Source organism: Streptomyces sp. NPDC046203, from assembly GCF_040646255.1.
Taxonomy (GTDB): Bacteria; Actinomycetota; Actinomycetes; order Streptomycetales; family Streptomycetaceae; genus Streptomyces.
In genome coordinates, this window is the sequence record NZ_JBEYZX010000034.1 from 28,527 (window position 1) to 46,230 (window position 17,704).

Below are 17,704 nucleotides of genomic sequence, written 5' to 3' on the forward strand. Positions count from 1 at the left end.
GTGCCACGGCACATGGCCGAGCTGAACTGCCGTCACCATCCGCTGTCTTCAGCATCCGTTGCCTTCACCATGGGGTGCCGTCATGACGTGCCGCCGAACGGCTCCGGGTCAGCCGCGGAGGTACGCGAGGACCGCGAGGACGCGGCGGTTGGTCGAATCGTCGAGCGACAGGTCGAGCTTGGTCAGGATGGAGCCGAAGTGCTTGCTGACCGTGCCCTCGCCGACCACCAGCGTCGCCGCGATCGACGCGTTGGACTTGCCCTGGGCCATCAGCGCGAGCACCTCCTGCTCGCGGGCGGTCAGCCGGGCCAGCGGGTCGCGGCGGTGCCGGATCAGCTGCCGTACGACCTCGGGGTCGACGACCGTGTCCCCTTCGGCGACCCGGCGCACGGCGTCGACGAACTCCTCGACGTGACCGATGCGTTCCTTGAGGAGGTAGCCGAGGCCAGAGCCGTCGCAGGAGTCCAGCAGGTCCTCCGCGTAGCTGCGCTGGACGTACTGGCTGAGCACGAGGACGGGCAACCCGGGCCGGTGCCGGCGCAGTTCGATGGCGGCACGCAGTCCCTCGTCGGAGAAGCCGGGCGGCATCCGGACGTCGGTCACGACGACGTCGGGGCCGTGTTCCGCGACGGCCGCGACGAGGTCGCCGGCGGTGCCGACGGCGGCGACGACCCGGTGACCGAAGCGTTCCAGGAGGCCGATCAGGCCGTCGCGGAGCAGAACGCTGTCCTCGGCCAGCACGACGCGCAGCATCAGTTCCTCAATCTAGCGGGCGGACACGGCACTTGAAGGCGCAGCAGGGTGGGGCCGCCGGGCGGACTGGACACTAGCAGCCGCCCGTCGAGCACCGAGACGCGATCGGCCACGCCCTGCAGGCCCGTGCCGCGGTCGGTGCCGGCCCCTCCGCGACCGTCGTCCTCGACCTCCACCACCAGCGTCCCCTTCTCCAGCCGGCCGCGTACGGCGGCGCGGCTCGCGCCGCTGTGCTTGGCGACGTTGGCAAGGCCCTCGCCCACAGCGAAGTACACGGCCGTCTCGACCGCTTCGACGGGGCGGACGGGCAGGTCGAAGTCGACGTCGACGGGGATCACCGAACGGTCCGCGAGGTCGTCGACGGCCGCCACGAGGCCTCGGTCGGTGAGGACTTGGGGATGGATGCCGCGGATGAGTTCCCTGATCTCGACGAGGGCGGCGGCCGCGTCGTCGTGCGCCTTGGCGAGCAGTCCGTCCAGGGGTGCCCCGGGCGCTTCGAGCCGGGCCAGGCCGAGCGTCATGGACAGGGCGACGAGCCGTTGCTGCGCCCCGTCGTGCAGATCGCGCTCGATACGGCGCCGCTCGGCCTCGAAGGCGTCCACGAGCCGCACTCGCGATCTGCCCAACTCCAGGATCCGGCTGTCCAGTTCCCCTTCCGGGGAGGACAGCAGGAAGCGGGTCAGGGCCGCGCGTCCCGCAGCCGCCGCCCGGACCGGATACGCGAAGACGGCCACCAGCAGCACCCCGGCCAGAGCGAGCCCGAGCGCCGCCGGCCGGCTCTCCACGATCCAGATCTTGAGGACCCTGGCCTCCTCGCCGTCGATCGCCAGCATCACCGGAGTCGCGATCAGCCCCCCGCACACGGCAAGCACGAAGCCCACAACCAGCGCTTCCAGGGGCCACAGCAGGAAGCCGAAGAGCACCGCGTACGCCAGCTCACGCCAGGTGGCGCGCTCCCGCAGACGGGTGCGCAGCCAGGCGGCGAGGCCGGTGCGGTCGGGGTCGCGGTGCGGGTCGGCGATCGGTTCGGGGTCGATCAGGCGCAGCCTGCGGCGCTCCAGCGAGGCGAGCGGGATGCCCGTGAGAACGAGCACGAGCAGCAGCGGGAGGCCGATGACGATCAGGCTCAGCGCCCCGCCCACCACGGCCAGCAGCGCGAGCGTGAGCAGGGTGGCCGCGCCCAGCGGCACGCTGCTGAGCAGGTACAGCGCCGCGCGCCAGGGCCGGCCGTCGAGGAGGCGGCGGAGCGGCCCGGGCCGCGACGGGGAGCTCACGGCGAGGGAGGACATGCCTCGCACGGTACGCGTCAGGGCGAGCCGGCCACAGCCACAACAGCGCGCTGTACAGGCAGTTGGAAGGCCGGAGGTAGAGATACCTCCACCCCGAACACTACGTCTCCGTCAGATGTGCCGGGCCTACGTCCTCAGTTGGATGAAGGGCATGAATCCCGCAGCCGTCCGGCTTCGCTCCGTGACCCGCTCCTACGGGGCCGGGCGCCTCCCCGAGAACGCGGTCACCGCTCTCGACCGGGTCGACCTCGACATCCCCCGGGGCACGTTCACCGCCGTCATGGGCCCCTCGGGTTCCGGCAAGTCCACCCTGTTGCAGTGCGCGGCGGGGCTCGACCGGCCGACTTCGGGGCAGGTGTTCCTCGGCGAGACCGATCTGACCCGGCTGAGCGAGAAGAAGCTGACGTTATTGCGCAGGAAGCGCATCGGGTTCGTCTTCCAGTCCTTCAACCTGTTGCCCGCGCTGACCGCCGAGCAGAACGTCGGCCTTCCTCTCAGGCTCGCCGGCCGCCGCCCCCGCAGGTCCGAAGTCCTGGACGTGCTCGACCGGATGGGGTTGCGGGAGCGGGCCGGGCACCGGCCCGGCGAGATGTCGGGCGGACAGCAGCAGCGGGTGGCGCTGGCACGGGCCCTGGTGACCCGGCCGGAGGTGCTGTTCGGCGACGAGCCGACCGGCGCCCTGGATTCCACCACGAGCCGCGAAGTCCTCACGCTGCTGCGCGGGATGGTCGCCCAAGGGCAGACAGTGGTCATGGTGACGCACGATCCGGTCGCCGCCTCCTACGCCGACCGGGTGCTCTTCCTCGCCGACGGCCGGATCCGCGACGAGCTGTACGCGCCGTCGGTGGAGCGGGTCGCCGGGCGGATGGCTGCCCTGAGCGCCGTACCGCCGCAGGGTGAGGGCCAGAACGGCGGGACGGGCCGATCCCAGGACGCAGGCGAAGGACAGAGGCGGGGGCAGGGCCAGGACCGGGATCGGGGTCAGGGCCGGGGTCGGGGTCAGGGCCGGGGCCAGGGACAGGGCCAGGCGGTGGCGTCGTGCTGAGCCTCGCGCTGCGCGGCATGCGCACCCGCTGGGTCACCTTCGTCGGCTCGTTCGTGGCGCTCGCGCTCGGCGTGGGACTCATCGCCACCATGGGCCTCGCGCTCGCGGCGACGTTCGACGCTCCGAAGCGGGGCACCGAACGGTTCGCCGGGGCGCGGATGGTGGTGCAGGCCTCCCGCGAGTTGGCGGTCGCCACACCGATCGGCGTGCGCACCTCACCGCTCGCCAACCCTCCTGCCGTACCTCGGAAGTGGGCACACCGGCTGGCCGAGGTGGGCGCCGTCGCCGAGGACCGTACGTTCCCGGTCTCCGTGTCCGACGACGCGGTGCTCGGTCGGGGTCAAGGCGCGGGGGCACCGCCGGTCGGCCACCCATGGGGGATCGCCGTCGCCACCCCGTACCGGCTCTCCTCCGGGCGTGCCCCGGCGGCGCCCGGCGAGGTCGTCGTCACGACCGGGCCCGGCGCCCGGATCCGTACCGGCGACCGGATCGAGGTCGGCACGCCCGAGGGCACCGGCACCCGGACGGTGGTCGGCACCGTCCCGTCCGCCGGGTTCGAGACGGCCTTCTTCTTCACCGCCGCCGAGGCCGCCCGGATCGCGCCTCGGATCGACCGGGTGACGGTGGACGCCGATCCGGCCGCCGTCCGCGCGGCACTCGGCGACCGTTCGGGCATGACGGTCCTGGCCGGCGCCGACCGCCGCCGGGCCGACCCGGCCCCGGACCGCGACGAGAAGGCCCTGGTCTCCGTGAACGCGCTGCTCGGCACCGCCGCCGGCATCACCGCGTTCGTGTCGGTGTTCGTGGTGGCCTCGACGTTCACCTTCGCGGTGGCGCAGCGCCGGCGGGAGTTCGGGCTGCTGCGGATGGCGGGCGCGACGCCCGGCCAGGTACGGCGGATGGTGTACGCGGAGGCCCTGGTGATCGGGGTGCTCGCGGCGGGTGCGGGCTGTGCGCTCGGCCGGTGGGGCGCGCCTCGGCTGGCCGGCTGGATGTCCGGGCAGGGCATCGCCCCGGCCTGGTTCCGGATCGGCGAGCAGAGCTGGCCGCTGCACGTCGCCTTCTGGACGGGCCTGACGGTCGCCCTCGCCGGTGTGGCCGTGGCGTCCTTCCGGGCCGGGCGGACCGGGCCGACGGCGGCGCTGCGCGAGGCGGCGGTCGACAGCGGCACGATGCCGTGGAGCCGGCGTCTGGCGGCCTCGGCCGTCCTGCTCACCGGTCTCGGACTGCTGGTCCTGGACCTGGCGACGGACCCCGGCGACCTCCTCAAGCGCAAGACGTACCTCACCCAACCGATGGTTCTCATCGTGGCGTTCGCCCTTCTCGCCCCGGTCCTGATGCGCCCACTGACCCGGCTGCTGACCTGGCTGCCGGCCCGTTTGCCCGGCGCTGTGGGCATGCTGGCCGGACAGAACGCGGTGGCCGGGGTGCGCAGGACGGCGGCCGTCGCCGCGCCGGTGATCGTCACCGTGGCGCTCGCCTGCTCCCTGCCGGGTACGACGGCCACCATCGGCGAGGCCAAGGCCGCCGAGGTCCGTGCCCAGTCCCGGGCCGACTTCATCTCCTCCGCGGGCGGAGCGGGGCGGGCGCTGCCCGACGCGTTCCTGGCCGAGGCCCGTGCGGTGCCGGGTGTCACGGTCAGCGCGTCCCGTTCCACCGAGGTGACCGTCCTGGAGGAGGGCACGGCCCTCGTCCGCTCCGAAGCTCACGCGGTCGACAGTGCGGAGGAACTGGCCGCGGTGTCCGAACTCCCCGTCATCGCGGGGTCCTTGTCCGACCTTGACGACCACGGCATCGTCGTCAACGAGGAGTGGCTCACCACCCGCGTCGGCGAGAAGGTCCCGGTCTGGCTGGGCGACGGCCGCCGGGTGCGCCTGCGGATCGCCGCCGTCCTCGCGGTCGGCACCGGGAGCAACGGCGTGTACGTCACCGCCGCCAACGCGGCGGGCGCGGGCGTCGACCGTGCCGACTTCGTGGTGGCCGGCGACACCGACCGGGCCGATGTGGAACGGCAGTTGCGGGCGGCGGGTGCGGCGCACGACGTCGAGGTGATGCCCGCCGGCCCATGGTTGACCGCGCACCACCCGCGCACCAGCGAGTCCACCCGCCTCGGCCTGCTGATGATCCTGGTCATCGCTCTCGTCTACACGGGCATCGCGCTCGCCAACACCCTGGTGATGGCGACCACCGACCGGGCCCGCGACCTGGCGTCCCTGCGGCTGACCGGTGCGACGAAGGCCCAGGTCCTGAGGTTGGTCGCGGTCGAGTCGGTCATGGTCGTGGCAGCCGGCGCGGTCCTCGGCGCCGCCGCCTCCGCGGTGAACCTGCTCGGTGTCCGGGCGGCGCTCGGACTGCTCGACGTGGGGTCCGGCATCGTCGTGCCCTGGCTGGAGGTGGCCGCCGTGACGGCCGTCACCGCCCTCCTCGCGGCCGTGGCGGCGACCCTGCCCGCCGCGTTCGCCCTGCGCACCCGCCCTGTGGAACTGGCGGGAGCCCGCGAGTAGCCGCCTCCTCCCCGCTCCGCCACCCCTCCTCCTACAAGCCCTCCCCCAAACCCTGCCTCACGTCCTCCTGACAGCCCCCTTCCAGACCCCTTCCTTCAAGCACTGCGACCCGAGAGGCGGCAGACCGTTGACGATGCATGACGGAACGACCGGCACCACCGGTTCGATGTTCCGGGAGTTCCTGCGCTCCCCCGGCCAGATCGGCGCCGTGGCCCCCAGCTCCCGCCGGCTCGCGGCCGAGGTGTCGCTGCCCATCCCGGAGTCCGGGGATCCCGTCGTAGTCGAACTCGGTCCGGGAACAGGGGCGTTCACGACGCTCATTCAGGAGCTGCTCGGCGGCCGAGGCCACCATCTGGCAGTGGAGATCAACCCGCGGCTCGCCGCCTCGCTCGCCACTCGCCACCCCCGCGTGACGGTCCTCCACGCGGAGGCGTCCACTCTGCCCCGGCTGCTCGCCTCGTACGGGCTGGGGGCGGCGGACGTCGTGATCAGCGGCCTTCCGTGGGCCGTCCTGCCCCTCCCGGTACAGCGCGCCACGCTCGCCTCGGTCCACCACGCGCTCTCCCCCCAGGGCGCGTTCACGACCTTCGGCTACGTCCACGCGACCCGCCTCTCGCCGGCTCGCCGCTTCCGCCGGATGCTCGGGGCGTCCTTCGAGGAGGTGGTCGCGGGCCGCACGGTCTGGGCCAATCTCCCCCCGGCCTTCGTCTACCACGCCCGCCGCCCCCGGCCCCATCCGGCGAACCTACTCACTCCCGCCTGAGCCCGCGATCCACCCGGCGCCCTGTCGGGGCTGCCCGCCGCGCCCGGCCTCCGCGGCCCGGGAGGATTCTCCGAAGCGGCGCGCGCGTGCGGTCACTCGGCGCGGACATGGTCCGCACCACGCAGGGGGGTGGAACACCGAGATCGCGTCGGATACGGCCAAGCGCCGCGAGTCCGAGAAGGAAGTGCCGGGGGTGCCCCGGGCACGCAATGGGCACGCATCGGTCACACAAGCAAAGTCACGGCGCTCCGACCGCATGTACGGCATGCCCCGGGCAACAGAAAAGGCCAGGTCAGACGATGTCTGACCTGGCCTTTCTCTGAGCCGCCTTCGGGATTCGAACCCGAGACCTACGCATTACGAGTGCGTTGCTCTGGCCAACTGAGCTAAGGCGGCACGCTCCGTGCCCCCATGGTGGGTGCAGCAGCGTCGCCAAGTCTACACAGTTTCCGGGGGTGCTCCGTCCACCCCCGGGAACGGCGGGCGGCAGGGCTATGAGCAGCGCTTTCCGTTCTTGGGCGGGGTGCCGTCCAGGAGGTAGGTGTTGATCGCGGTGTCGATGCAGTCGCTGCCCCGGCCGTACGCGGTGTGGCCGTCGCCCTCGTAGGTCAGCAGGACGCCGGAGGAGAGCTGGTCGGCAAGGGAGCGGGCCCACTTGTAGGGGGTGGCGGGGTCGCGGGTGGTGCCGACCACGACGATCGGGGCGGCGCCCTCGGCGGTGATGCGGTGGGGCTTGCCGGTGGCCGGGGTGGGCCAGTAGGTGCAGTTGAGGGCGGCCCAGGCGAGGTTGCGGCCGAAGACCGGGGACGCCTTCTCGAAGGACGGCACCGCCTTCAGGACGTCGGCGGGGCCCGCGAAGGCCGGCGGGAGGTCGAGGCAGTTCACCGCCGCGTTGGCCGACATCAGGTTGGCGTAGGCGCCGTCCGGCTCGCGCTCGTAGTAGCTGTCGGCGAGGGCGAGCATCGCCGACCCCTCGCCGCCCATCGCGCGGGTCAGGGCCTCGCGCAGCTGGGGCCAGGCGGTCTCGTCGTACATCGCCGCGATCACGCCGGTGGTGGCCAGGGCCTCACCCAGCGGCCGGCTTTCCCCCGTCGGCACCGGCTTGGCGTCGGTGTCGCGGAAGAAGCGGTCCAGCGCGTCGAGGGCCGCCGGGACGGACTTCGTGCCGAGCGGGCAGTCGGTCTTCGTGACGCAGTCCGCGGCGAACGCGCGGATCGCGGTCTCGAAGCCGGCGGTCTGGTCGCGGTTGAGGGTCTCGGCGGACAGGGACGGGTCCATCGCCCCGTCGAGGACCAGCCGGCCGGTCCTCGACGGGAACAGCTCCGCGTACGTGGCGCCGAGGAAGGTGCCGTACGAGGCCCCCACGTACGACAGCTTCTCGTCGCCGAGGACCGCCCGCACGATGTCCATGTCCCGCGCCGTCTCCACGGTGGACACGTGCGGCAGGATCTTGCCCGAGCGCTTCTGGCAGGCCGCCGCGAACTCCTTGAAGGCCGCCGCGAGCGCCTGCTGCTCCGCCGGGGTGTCGGGGGTCTGGTCGACCTGCGTGTACGCGTCCATGCGCGCGCCCGTCAGGCACTCGACCGGCTCGCTGCGGGCCACGCCCCGCGGGTCGACGCCCACGATGTCGTACCGGGCCCGGATCTGGGCGGGGTAACCGATGCCGGCGTACCCCTGGAGGTAGCCGACCGCGGAGCCGCCGGGCCCGCCCGGGTTGACCAGGAGCGAACCGAGCCGCTTGCCGGGGCCGGTGGCGCGGACCCGGGAGATCGCGAGCTTCACCTCGCCGCCGTCGGGCTTGGTGTAGTCGAGCGGGGCGCGGACCGTGCCGCACTGGAAGTTCGCGACGCCGCAGCTGCGCCAGGACACCTTCTGCGCGTAGTACTTCCCCAGCGCGGCGGTCGAGATCTCGCCCCCCGGCCCCCCGGACGTACCGGCCGACGAGACCGCCGCGGCGGATTCACGGGAGGGAGCGGCGGCCCCGCTCCCTCCCGCACAGCCTGAGAGAACGAGACCACCGGCCGCGAGGGCGGTGGCGGAGATACGGAGCAGTCGCCTGGAGTCCATGCCTCGGAGCGTATCGGGATGGGTACGGAACGTGTCCAATCGCCCTGATCGCCCCTTGGTGGGCAGGGGCGACAACCGGCCAACCGGCCATTGGGCGGACCCGGCGGCCTGTCGGTCGTGGACCGGGGCCGGGGTCCCTCGGACCGCTGACCCACCGGGCCCGTCCGGGGCACGCGCCCGGGCCCCTCGGCCGGCCGGCCACCGGTCGCCCCTCGGCCGCCGAGGCTCGGTCCCTCAGTCGCGCAGAGCCATCGTCATCGCCTCGACCGCGAGCAGCGGCGCCACGTTCCGGTCGAGGGACTCGCGGCAGGCCAGGATCGCCTCGATGCGGCGCAGGGTCCGTTCCGGGGCGGTGTCCTCGGCGATCCGCTCGATCGCGTCGCGCGTGTCCTCGTTGGCGAGAGGGGTCGTGGCGCGCAGCTGGAGGGCGAGCACATCGCGGTAGAAGCCGGTCAGGTCGGAGAGCGCGAGGTCCAGGCTGTCGCGCTGGGTACGGGTGCGGCGGCGCTTCTGCCGGTCCTCCAGCTCCTTCATCGCGCCCGCCGTGCCCCGCGGCATCCGCCCGCCCTGGGCCGCGCCGAGCGCCGCCTTCAGCTCTTCGGTCTCCTTGACGTCGACCTCCTCGGCGACCTGCTTGGCGTCCTCGGCCGCCGCGTCGACGAGTTCCTGGGCGGCCCGCAGGCCGCCGCCGATGTCGCCGACCCGCAGCGGCAGCTTGAGGACCACGGCGCGGCGCGCCCGCGCGCGCTCGTCGGTCGCGAGCCGCCGGGCGCGGTCGATGTGTCCCTGGGTGGCCGCCGCGGCGAACCGCGCGCGTTCCGGCTCGATGCCGTCGCGGCGGATCAGTACGTCCGCCACCGCCGCCACGGACGGGGTGCGCAGCGTCAGGTGCCGGCAGCGGGAACGGATGGTGGGCAGCACGTCCTCCAGGGACGGTGCGCACAGCAGCCACACCGTGCGGGGCGCGGGCTCCTCGACGGCCTTGAGGAGGACGTTGGCGGCGCCCTCGGTCAGCCGGTCGGCGTCCTCCAGGACGATGACCTGCCAGCGGCCGCCCGCCGGTGACAACTGGGCCCGCCGGACCAGTTCGCGGGTCTCCTTCACGCCGATCGAGAGCAGATCCGTACGTACCACCTCGACGTCCGCGTGCGTACCGATCAGGGCCGTGTGGCAGCCGTCGCAGAACCCGCAGCCCGGCGCCCCGCCGAGCGCCCGGTCGGGGCTCACGCACTGGAGCGCCGCCGCGAACGCCCGGGCCGCCGTGTCCCGCCCGGATCCGGGCGGCCCGGTGAACAGCCAGGCGTGGGTCATCTTCGACGCCTCGGGGACGGGCTCGCCCGCGGCATGCGCGGTCACGAACGTGTCGGCGTCGCGCGCCGCGGCGGCGAGCTGTTCCTCGACCTTCTCCTGGCCCACGAGGTCGTCCCATACGGCCATGTCCGATGCCCCTCCTCAGGTACGCGTTCCATTGTGGGGCACCACACCGACAGTCCCGCCCAAACCGACCTCGGGCGCCTCGGTCATCGCAGCGACTGAAGTGACCCGGGTGCCGGTGCCGGTGCCGATGCGGAAGGTCACCGCAGCGACCCGAACGACCACGGGGACTGCCGCGACCCGACAGTCCCCGCAGTCCCGCCAGTCCCGCCGGCCTCAGCGCTTGCCGCGCCGGCCGTTCTCCCCGCCGTCCCCGCTGTCCCCGCCGTCCCTGCCGTTCCCGCCGTCCTCGTCACCGAGCCCGCCGAACCCTCCGAAGCCGCCCAGCAGCTCGTCGGCGAGGGTCGGCAGGTCGTCCAGCGGAGTCTCCTCCGCCCAGTCGGAACGGCGGCGCGGCCTGCCCTGCTCGTCGAGCTGCGGGAGCTCGCGCGTCCGGTCGTTCGTGCCGGCGCCGCCCCGGGCGGCCTCCCGGCCGCCCCGGGCCTCGTCGCGGAAGAAGTCCTGCGGCACCCGGTCCGCCGGGTTCTTCTCCCGTACGGAAGGCAGCACGGTCGTCTCCTCGGCGGCCGAGTCGCGCCCGGCCGAGTCGCGGCCCGCCGCTCCGGCACCGCCCGACCCCGCCTCGCGGGGGTCCTTGATCCGGGGGATGACCCTCGTCTCGTCGTCGTTGCCGCCCGCGCCCGGCCGCACGACCGGCGTCGGGACGGTGATCTCGTTCGACGAGACGGCCGAACCGGAAGCCCCGGTACCAGGCGCGCCCGGGCCACGCCCGCCCGCACCCCGGCCACCCTCACCAGAATCACCCGAGCCGCCCGCGCCCGAACCCGACACACCCGAACCCGAACCCGACGCGCCCGAACCCGACGCGTCCCCCGACCGCACATCCCCGGGCCGCACATCCCCCGGCTTCACGATCGGCGTCGCCACCGTGATCTCGTTCGCGGACTCCTCCACGCGCTTCGCCTCGCGCCGGCGCGCCTCCTCGGCGGCCCGGGCCCGCTCCGCCGCCTCGGCCTGCTTGCGCGCGGACTCCTCGGCGGACCTGCGCGCCGCCTCCTCGGCGGCCTTGCGGGCGTCCTCCTCGGCGGCCTTGGCCGCCGCGGTCTCGGCGAGCTTGCGGGCCTCCTCGGCGCGCAGCAGCGCCTCCTCGGCCCTGCGCTGCTTCTCCCGGCGGCGTTCCTCGGCCTCGGCCCGTACCCGGGCCTCCTCCTCGGCAAGCTTGCGCAGCCGTTCCTGCTCCTCGCGGCGGGCCTTCTCCTCGGCCTCGCGCCGCTTGCGCTCCTCCTCGGCGGCGATCCGGGCCTCCTCGGCGCGCTGCCGGGCCTCCTCCGCCTGCCGCTCGGCCTCGACGCGCCGGGCCTCTTCCTCCTCGCGCCGCTTGCGCTCCTCCTCCTCGGCCCGCATACGGGCGAGCTCCTCCTGGCGCTCGCGCTCCAGGCGCTCCTCCTCGGCCTTGCGGGCGGCCTCTTCCTCCGCCTTGCGCCGGGCCTCCTCCTCGGCGGCCTTGCGCGCCTCCTCCTGGGCCTTCACCTCGGCCTCGGACAGCGGCAGCATGCGGTCGAGCCGGTGGCGTACGACAGCGGTGACGGACGCCGGGTCCTGGCCGGCGTCGACGACGAGGTAGCGCCCCGGGTCGCCGGCCGCGAGGGCGAGGAATCCGGCCCGTACGCGCGCGTGGAACTCGGGCGGCTCGGACTCCAGCCGGTCCGGGGCCTCGGTGAAGCGCTCGCGCGCGGTCTCCGGGGAGACGTCGAGGAGCACGGTGAGGTGGGGGACGAGCCCGCCGGTGGCCCAGCGGTTGATCCGGGCGATCTCGGTCGGCGACAGGTCACGGCCGGCGCCCTGGTAGGCGACGGACGAGTCGATGTACCGGTCGGAGATCACCACGGCGCCGCGTTCGAGGGCGGGCCGGACGAGCGAGTCGACGTGTTCGGCGCGGTCGGCCGCGTACAGCAGTGCCTCGGCGCGGTTGGACAGGCCGGCGCTGGAGACGTCGAGCAGGATCGAGCGCAGCCGCTTGCCGATCGGGGTGGCGCCGGGCTCACGGGTGACGACGACCTCGTGGCCCTTGGCGCGGATCCACTCGGCGAGCGCCTTGGCCTGGGTGGACTTGCCGGCGCCGTCGCCGCCCTCCAGGGCGATGAAGAAGCCGGTGGGGGACGCGGCCTCGGCCGGGTCGCCGCCGCGCAGCGCGTCGCGCAGGTCGCGGCGGAGCGGGACGCCCGCGCGGTCGTCGGTCTTGGCGAGGACGAGCGCGGCGACCGGCAGCAGCAGCGCGCCGGCCAGCATCAGGGTGAAGGCGGCGCCGCCGTGCGCGAAGACGAAGCTGCCGGAGGCGAGCCGGTGCGGCCCGATCGCGGCGGCGAGCAGCGGGGCGCCGAGCGCGCCCGCGCCGATGCCGACCCGGGCGGCGGCCTGGAGGTGGGCGGTGACCCGGGCCCGGCGGGGCTCCTCGGTCTCCTGGTCGACGAGGCTGTGCCCGGTGCGGGCGGCGACCCCGGCCGCGTATCCGGCGAGGACCGCGAGTATCAGCACGGTCGCGGTGTCCGGCACCAGGCCCATGGCGAGCAGCGCGACACCGGTGACGGCGAGCGCGAGGGCGAACAGCCGGCGCCGGGACAGCACGGTCAGCACGGATCCGGCGGTACGGATGCCGACGACGGTCGCGCCGGTGAGCGCGAGGATCAGCAGGGCGTACGTGACGGGCCCGCCGTCCAGGTCGTACGCGTGCAGGACGGCGAGCGAGGCCGCCGCGGCGATGGCGCAGGCGACGGTGGCCGAGGCCAGGACGAGCAGGCCGAGGGCGCCCGTACGGCCCTTCTCGACGCCGCTGGCGTACACGGGCGGGCGCAGGCCCTCCAGGGGCGAGCGGGGGCGCGGGGTGGCGGCGCCCGGCAGCGGCAGGAACCACAGGACGCTGACGGAGGCGGCGAAGAGTCCGGCGGCGACGTACGAGCCGAGGGCGGCCTGGTGCAGGTCGAACCAGTCGACTCCGGTGCCGAGCAGCTCGCCGATCAGCGTCGCGACCAGCAGGACCGCGGCGGCGGCCGGTACCGCGAGGAAACCGGTGCGCAGGGAGAGCGTGCGCAGCGCGGCCAGGTGGTCGGGGAGCGGCCGGACGGCGGCGCCCTCGATCGGCGGGGCGGGCAGCAGCGCGGGCGCGGCGGACTCCTCGGTGAGGGTCCACACACGTTCGGCGGCGCCAGTCACGAAGACGGTGCCGAGCAGGAACCACAGCGCCTTGTCGGAGGTCCAGTCGATCCACAGCGGGGCGACGACGAGCAGCCCGACCCGCAGGATGTCCGCGCCGATCATGGTCCAGCGGCGGTCGAACGGGCCCTTCGGGCCGGTCAGCGTGGTGAGCGGGCCAAGCAGCACGGCGCCGAAGACGACGGTGGCGAGCATGCGGGCGCCGACGACGGCGGCCACGGCGAACGCGGCCCCCCGGTATCCGCCGCCCAGCAGGTCCCCGGCGGTGGCCGCCTGGAAGCCCAGCAGGATCAGGACGAGGAGGGCGAGGGCGTCACCCGTGCCCCCGACGAGCCGGGCGCTCCACAGCCTCCGCAGGGGCTGATGGCGCAAGAGGGCCCGTACGGCACGCTCCCGGGAATCGGCGACGAGTGCGGCGTCGGTGTCTGGCTGCTCTGCTCGCGTCATCCGTCCACCCTATCCGGACGGCCTTGCTCCCCGCGGCCTCCGACCGAACAGACGGACGGCCGGAGGAACGGCCGCAGGAAGGGGGAAGGAAGGGCCGAAGGGAGGGGAAAGGAAGAGGAAAGGGACCGGCGGGAGGGTACGCGGAGGGACCGGCCGGGGACGGATCACCGGGCCGGTCGCACGGCGCGGAACAGAGGCGGACCAGGCGCGGAACAGGGCCGGAACAGGGGCAGAACAGGGACGGAACAGGGCCGGACCAGCGGAGATACGAAGAGGGAGGGCCGGGCCCACGGGCCTGGTCCTCCCCCTTTCGTTCATCCGTTTCCGGTCCGTCCGGCGCCGAGGACATTCAGACCGTCCCCGCCCCGGACCGCCGGGAACTACTCCGCCGTGGTGGCCTTCTTGGCGGCCGTCTTCTTCGCGGCCGTCTTCGTGGCCGAGGCGGCCGTGGTCTTCTTCGCGGCCGTCTTCTTCGCCGCGGTCTTCTTCGCGGCCGTGGTCTTGGCGGCCGCGGTCTTCTTGGCGGCGGTCTTCTTCGCCGGCGCCTTCTTGGCCGCCTTCTTCGCGGGGCCCTTGGCCCGCTTCTCGGCGAGCAGCTCGTAACCGCGCTCCGGCGTGATCGTCTCCACGCTGTCGTCGGTGCGCAGGGTGGCGTTGGTCTCGCCGTCCGTCACGTACGGGCCGAACCGGCCGTCCTTGACGACCACCGGACGCTCGCTGACGGGGTCGGTGCCCAGTTCCTTCAGCGGCGGCTTGGCGGCGGCCCGGCCACGCTGCTTGGGCTGGGCGTAGATCGCCAGCGCCTCCTCCAGCGTGATCGTGAACAGCTGCTCCTCGTCCGTCAGGGAGCGCGAGTCCGTGCCCTTCTTCAGGTACGGGCCGTAGCGGCCGTTCTGCGCGGTGATCTCGACGCCCTCGGCGTCGGTGCCGACGACCCGCGGCAGCGACATCAGCTTGAGCGCGTCCTCCAGCGTGACGGTGTCCAGGGACATCGTCTTGAAGAGGGAGGCGGTGCGCGGCTTGACCGCGTTCTTGCCGGTCTTCGGGGTGTCCTCGGGCAGGATCTCCGTCACGTACGGGCCGTAGCGGCCGTCCTTGGCGACGATCTGGTGGCCGGTCTCCGGGTCGGCGCCCAGCTCGAAGTCTCCGCTCGGCTTGGCGAGCAGCTCCTCCGCGTAGGCGACGGTCAGCTCGTCGGGCGCCATGTCGTCGGGGACGTCGGCCCGCTGGTGGCCTTCCTGGTCCTTCTCGCCGCGCTCGACGTACGGGCCGTAGCGGCCGACGCGCAGCATGATGCCGTCGCCGACGGGGAAGGAGGAGATCTCCCGGGCGTCGATGGCGCCGAGGTCGGTGACCAGCTCCTTCAGACCGCCGAGGTGGTCGCCGTCGCCGTTGCCGGCGTCCGCCGCACCACCGGCGCCGGGGCCGTCGCCCTCGCCGAAGTAGAAGCGCTTGAGCCACGGCACGGCCTGGGCCTCGCCGCGCGCGATGCGGTCGAGGTCGTCCTCCATCTTGGCGGTGAAGTCGTAGTCGACGAGCCGCCCGAAGTGCTTCTCCAGGAGGTTGACGACGGCGAAGGAGAGGAACGACGGCACGAGCGCCGTCCCCTTCTTGAACACATAGCCGCGGTCGAGGATGGTGCCGATGATCGAGGCGTACGTCGACGGGCGGCCGATCTCGCGCTCTTCCAGCTCCTTGACCAGGCTGGCCTCGGTGTAGCGGGCGGGCGGCTTGGTGGCGTGGCCGTCGACCGTGATCTCCTCGGCCGCGAGCGCGTCGCCCTCGGCGACCTGCGGCAGCCGCCGCTCGCGGTCGTCGAGCTCGGCGTTCGGGTCGTCGGCCCCCTCCACGTACGCCTTCATGAAGCCGTGGAAGGTGATGGTCTTGCCGGAGGCCGAGAACTCGGCGTCGCGGCCGTCGGCCGCGGTGCCGCCGATCTTGACCGTGACGGAGTTTCCGGTCGCGTCCTTCATCTGGGAGGCGACGGTCCGCTTCCAGATCAGCTCGTAGAGCCGGAACTGGTCGCCGGTCAGACCGGTCTCCGCCGGGGTGCGGAAGCGGTCGCCGGAGGGGCGGATCGCCTCGTGCGCCTCCTGCGCGTTCTTGACCTTGCCGGCGTAGACGCGCGGCTTCTCCGGCAGGTAGTCGGCGCCGTAGAGCTGGGTGACCTGCGCGCGGGCCGCCGTCACGGCGGTGTCGGACAGCACCGTGGAGTCCGTACGCATGTAGGTGATGAAGCCGTTCTCGTACAGCTTCTGCGCCACCTGCATGGTCGCCTTCGCACCGAAGCCGAGCTTGCGGCTGGCCTCCTGCTGGAGGGTGGTGGTGCGGAAGGGGGCGTACGGGGAGCGGCGGTACGGCTTCGACTCGACCGAGCGGACGGCGAAGCGGGTGCCGTCGAGGGAGGCGGCGAGCGCGCGCGCCTTCTCCTCGTCGAGGTGGAGCACGCCGGCGTTCTTCAGCTGCCCGTCGGCGCCGAAGTCACGGCCCTGCGCGACCCGCTTGCCGTCGACCGACGCGAGCCGGGCGACCAGCGACGACGGGTCGGAGGGGTCGCCGGTGCGGCCGGTGGAGAAGGTGCCGGTGAGGTCCCAGTACTCGGCAGAGCGGAAGGCGATGCGCTCGCGCTCGCGCTCGACGACGAGCCGGGTGGCGACGGACTGGACACGGCCGGCCGACAGGCCGCGCATGACCTTCTTCCACAGGACCGGGGAGACCTCGTAGCCGTACAGGCGGTCGAGGATGCGGCGGGTCTCCTGGGCGTCGACCATCCGCTTGTTGAGCTCGCGCGGGTTGCGCACGGCCTGCTGGATCGCGTCCTTCGTGATCTCGTGGAAGACCATCCGGTGGACGGGGACCTTGGGCTTCAGGACCTCCTGGAGGTGCCACGCGATGGCCTCGCCCTCGCGGTCCTCATCGGTGGCGAGGAAGAGCTCGTCGGACTCCGCGAGCAGTTCCTTCAGCTTGCGGACCTGAGCCTTCTTGTCGGCGTTGACGACATAGATGGGCTGGAAGTCGTGGTCGACGTCGACGCCGAGCCGGCGGACCTCACCGGTGTACTTCTCCGGCACCTCTGCGGCGCCGCTCGGAAGGTCCCGGATGTGCCCGACGCTCGCCTCGACGACGTAGCCGGGGCCGAGGTAGCCCTTGATCGTCTTCGCCTTGGCAGGCGACTCGACGATGACGAGTCGGCGGCCGCCCTGTGCGGTCTCGCTGGTCGGGGACAACTTCGCTCTTCTCTCCGGTCGACGCTCTCTGGCACGTACTGCGTACTGCGCACGACGGCACGGCGCACGTACGGTGCTGGCACGCACGGCAGTGCACGTACGGTGACACTGTCGTCGCTGCGGAGTGTGACGGTACAACCCGCCCCCGTGTCAAACGGCAAAAGCCCGCAACGGCCACTCGAACGGTAACCCGACTCCTGCCCATCTCGCCGCCCGGACTCCCGGACCGGCACCAGGACGTCACCGGGGACCTCGGCGTGGACACCCTCCGGCAGGCGGGAGCGGGCGCCGGGGGCCGGGCCGTCGGGACACGGTCGGGGCACGATCGCGGCACGGACGCGGGGAAGCCGGGGGGCGGGCGCGGGGCGGATGCGGGGCGGGCGTGGGGCAGGGCCGGGCGGTGGCCGCCGTCGCGGTCGCGTCCGAGGTCAGGGGGCACGTCGGGGGCGGATCGAGGGCGGGCGGGGGTACGGCCGGGGCTGCGGGCGGGCGTACGGCGGAGGGGCTCCGGGCCGGGACGCGCGGGCGGCACGGCGAAGGTGCGGCGGAGGTACGGCGGGGGTACGGGCCGGGAAACGCGTGCCCGGCAGCGGGCAGGGCAAGCCGCCCGGCGTGGCGAGGTGTCGCCGAGTGCGCAGTGCGCGGCCCGCAGCGCCGGAGCGCCACCGCCGATGCGTCACAGCCTGCCGAAGCACCAGACGCCAAGCAGCAGGAAGGCCGCCCCGGACAGCCCGGCGACCACGGCGGCGGTACGCGGCGCCACCCCGAGCGCGACGGGCTCGCCCTCCCGCAGCCGGACGCCCGTCCACAGCAGCAGCGCGGCGCCGAACAGCGTGAACGCCGCCCCCGCGAAGAGTGCCGGAACGCTCTCCATTGCCGTACCCCGTTCCCTCGCCCTGGCCTTACAGGCCCCACGGCGGGACTTTTCGACCCCGCCGACGCCGAGGCTGACAGCCCCCGGCATC

General features: G+C 73.6%; 10 protein-coding genes and 1 tRNA gene. 3 read left to right on the forward strand and 8 right to left on the reverse strand.

The window, feature by feature from the left end; genetic code table 11:
• Window positions 1–108: 108 nt before the first annotated feature.
• Both ABZ990_RS22445 and ABZ990_RS22450 read right to left on the reverse strand, forming a co-directional pair.
• Window positions 109–753, reverse strand: a complete 645-nt coding sequence (locus tag ABZ990_RS22445; protein WP_361234255.1) for a response regulator transcription factor — start codon at window positions 751–753, stop codon at window positions 109–111.
• Complete coding sequence (locus ABZ990_RS22450) at window positions 753–2,042, reverse strand: sensor domain-containing protein (RefSeq protein WP_361234257.1); 1,290 nt, start codon at window positions 2,040–2,042, stop codon at window positions 753–755. The genes ABZ990_RS22445 and ABZ990_RS22450 overlap by 1 nt, the downstream gene beginning before the upstream one ends.
• Before the next feature lie 151 nt (window positions 2,043–2,193).
• Here ABZ990_RS22450 and ABZ990_RS22455 point away from each other — a divergent pair, with 151 nt between their 5' ends.
• From ABZ990_RS22455 to ABZ990_RS22465, 3 genes are all read left to right on the forward strand, one after another.
• A complete protein-coding gene (locus ABZ990_RS22455) occupies window positions 2,194–3,087 on the forward strand; it encodes an ABC transporter ATP-binding protein (protein WP_361234260.1) in 894 nt (297 codons plus the stop codon).
• Window positions 3,081–5,591 (forward strand): FtsX-like permease family protein, encoded by a 2,511-nt coding sequence (locus ABZ990_RS22460; RefSeq protein WP_361234263.1) that lies wholly within the window; start codon window positions 3,081–3,083, stop codon window positions 5,589–5,591. The genes ABZ990_RS22455 and ABZ990_RS22460 overlap by 7 nt, the downstream gene beginning before the upstream one ends.
• Window positions 5,592–5,724: 133 nt before the next feature.
• On the forward strand, window positions 5,725–6,354 hold the full coding sequence (locus ABZ990_RS22465) for a methyltransferase domain-containing protein (protein WP_361234266.1): 630 nt from the start codon (window positions 5,725–5,727) through the stop codon (window positions 6,352–6,354).
• Between the two features lie 322 nt (window positions 6,355–6,676).
• On the opposite strand, the gene ABZ990_RS22470 is transcribed toward ABZ990_RS22465, so the two are convergent.
• From ABZ990_RS22470 to ABZ990_RS22495, 6 genes are all read right to left on the reverse strand, one after another.
• Window positions 6,677–6,750: transfer RNA gene (locus ABZ990_RS22470), tRNA-Thr, on the reverse strand.
• Between the two features lie 96 nt (window positions 6,751–6,846).
• A complete protein-coding gene (locus ABZ990_RS22475; protein ID WP_361234269.1) occupies window positions 6,847–8,421 on the reverse strand; it encodes an alpha/beta hydrolase in 1,575 nt (524 codons plus the stop codon).
• Between the two features lie 234 nt (window positions 8,422–8,655).
• The gene (locus ABZ990_RS22480) at window positions 8,656–9,858 is read right to left on the reverse strand and encodes a DNA polymerase III subunit delta' (RefSeq protein WP_361234272.1); all 1,203 of its coding nucleotides are present in this window, start codon (window positions 9,856–9,858) and stop codon (window positions 8,656–8,658) included.
• 213 nt (window positions 9,859–10,071) lie between these two features.
• The gene (tmk, locus tag ABZ990_RS22485; RefSeq protein WP_361234275.1) at window positions 10,072–13,512 is read right to left on the reverse strand and encodes a dTMP kinase; all 3,441 of its coding nucleotides are present in this window, start codon (window positions 13,510–13,512) and stop codon (window positions 10,072–10,074) included.
• 380 nt (window positions 13,513–13,892) lie between these two features.
• A complete protein-coding gene (gene topA / locus ABZ990_RS22490) occupies window positions 13,893–16,739 on the reverse strand; it encodes a type I DNA topoisomerase (RefSeq protein WP_361234278.1) in 2,847 nt (948 codons plus the stop codon).
• Window positions 16,740–17,415: 676 nt separating this feature from the next.
• Window positions 17,416–17,613, reverse strand: coding sequence for a hypothetical protein (locus tag ABZ990_RS22495; protein WP_361234281.1), 198 nt, complete (start codon window positions 17,611–17,613; stop codon window positions 17,416–17,418).
• Window positions 17,614–17,704: the final 91 nt, after the last annotated feature.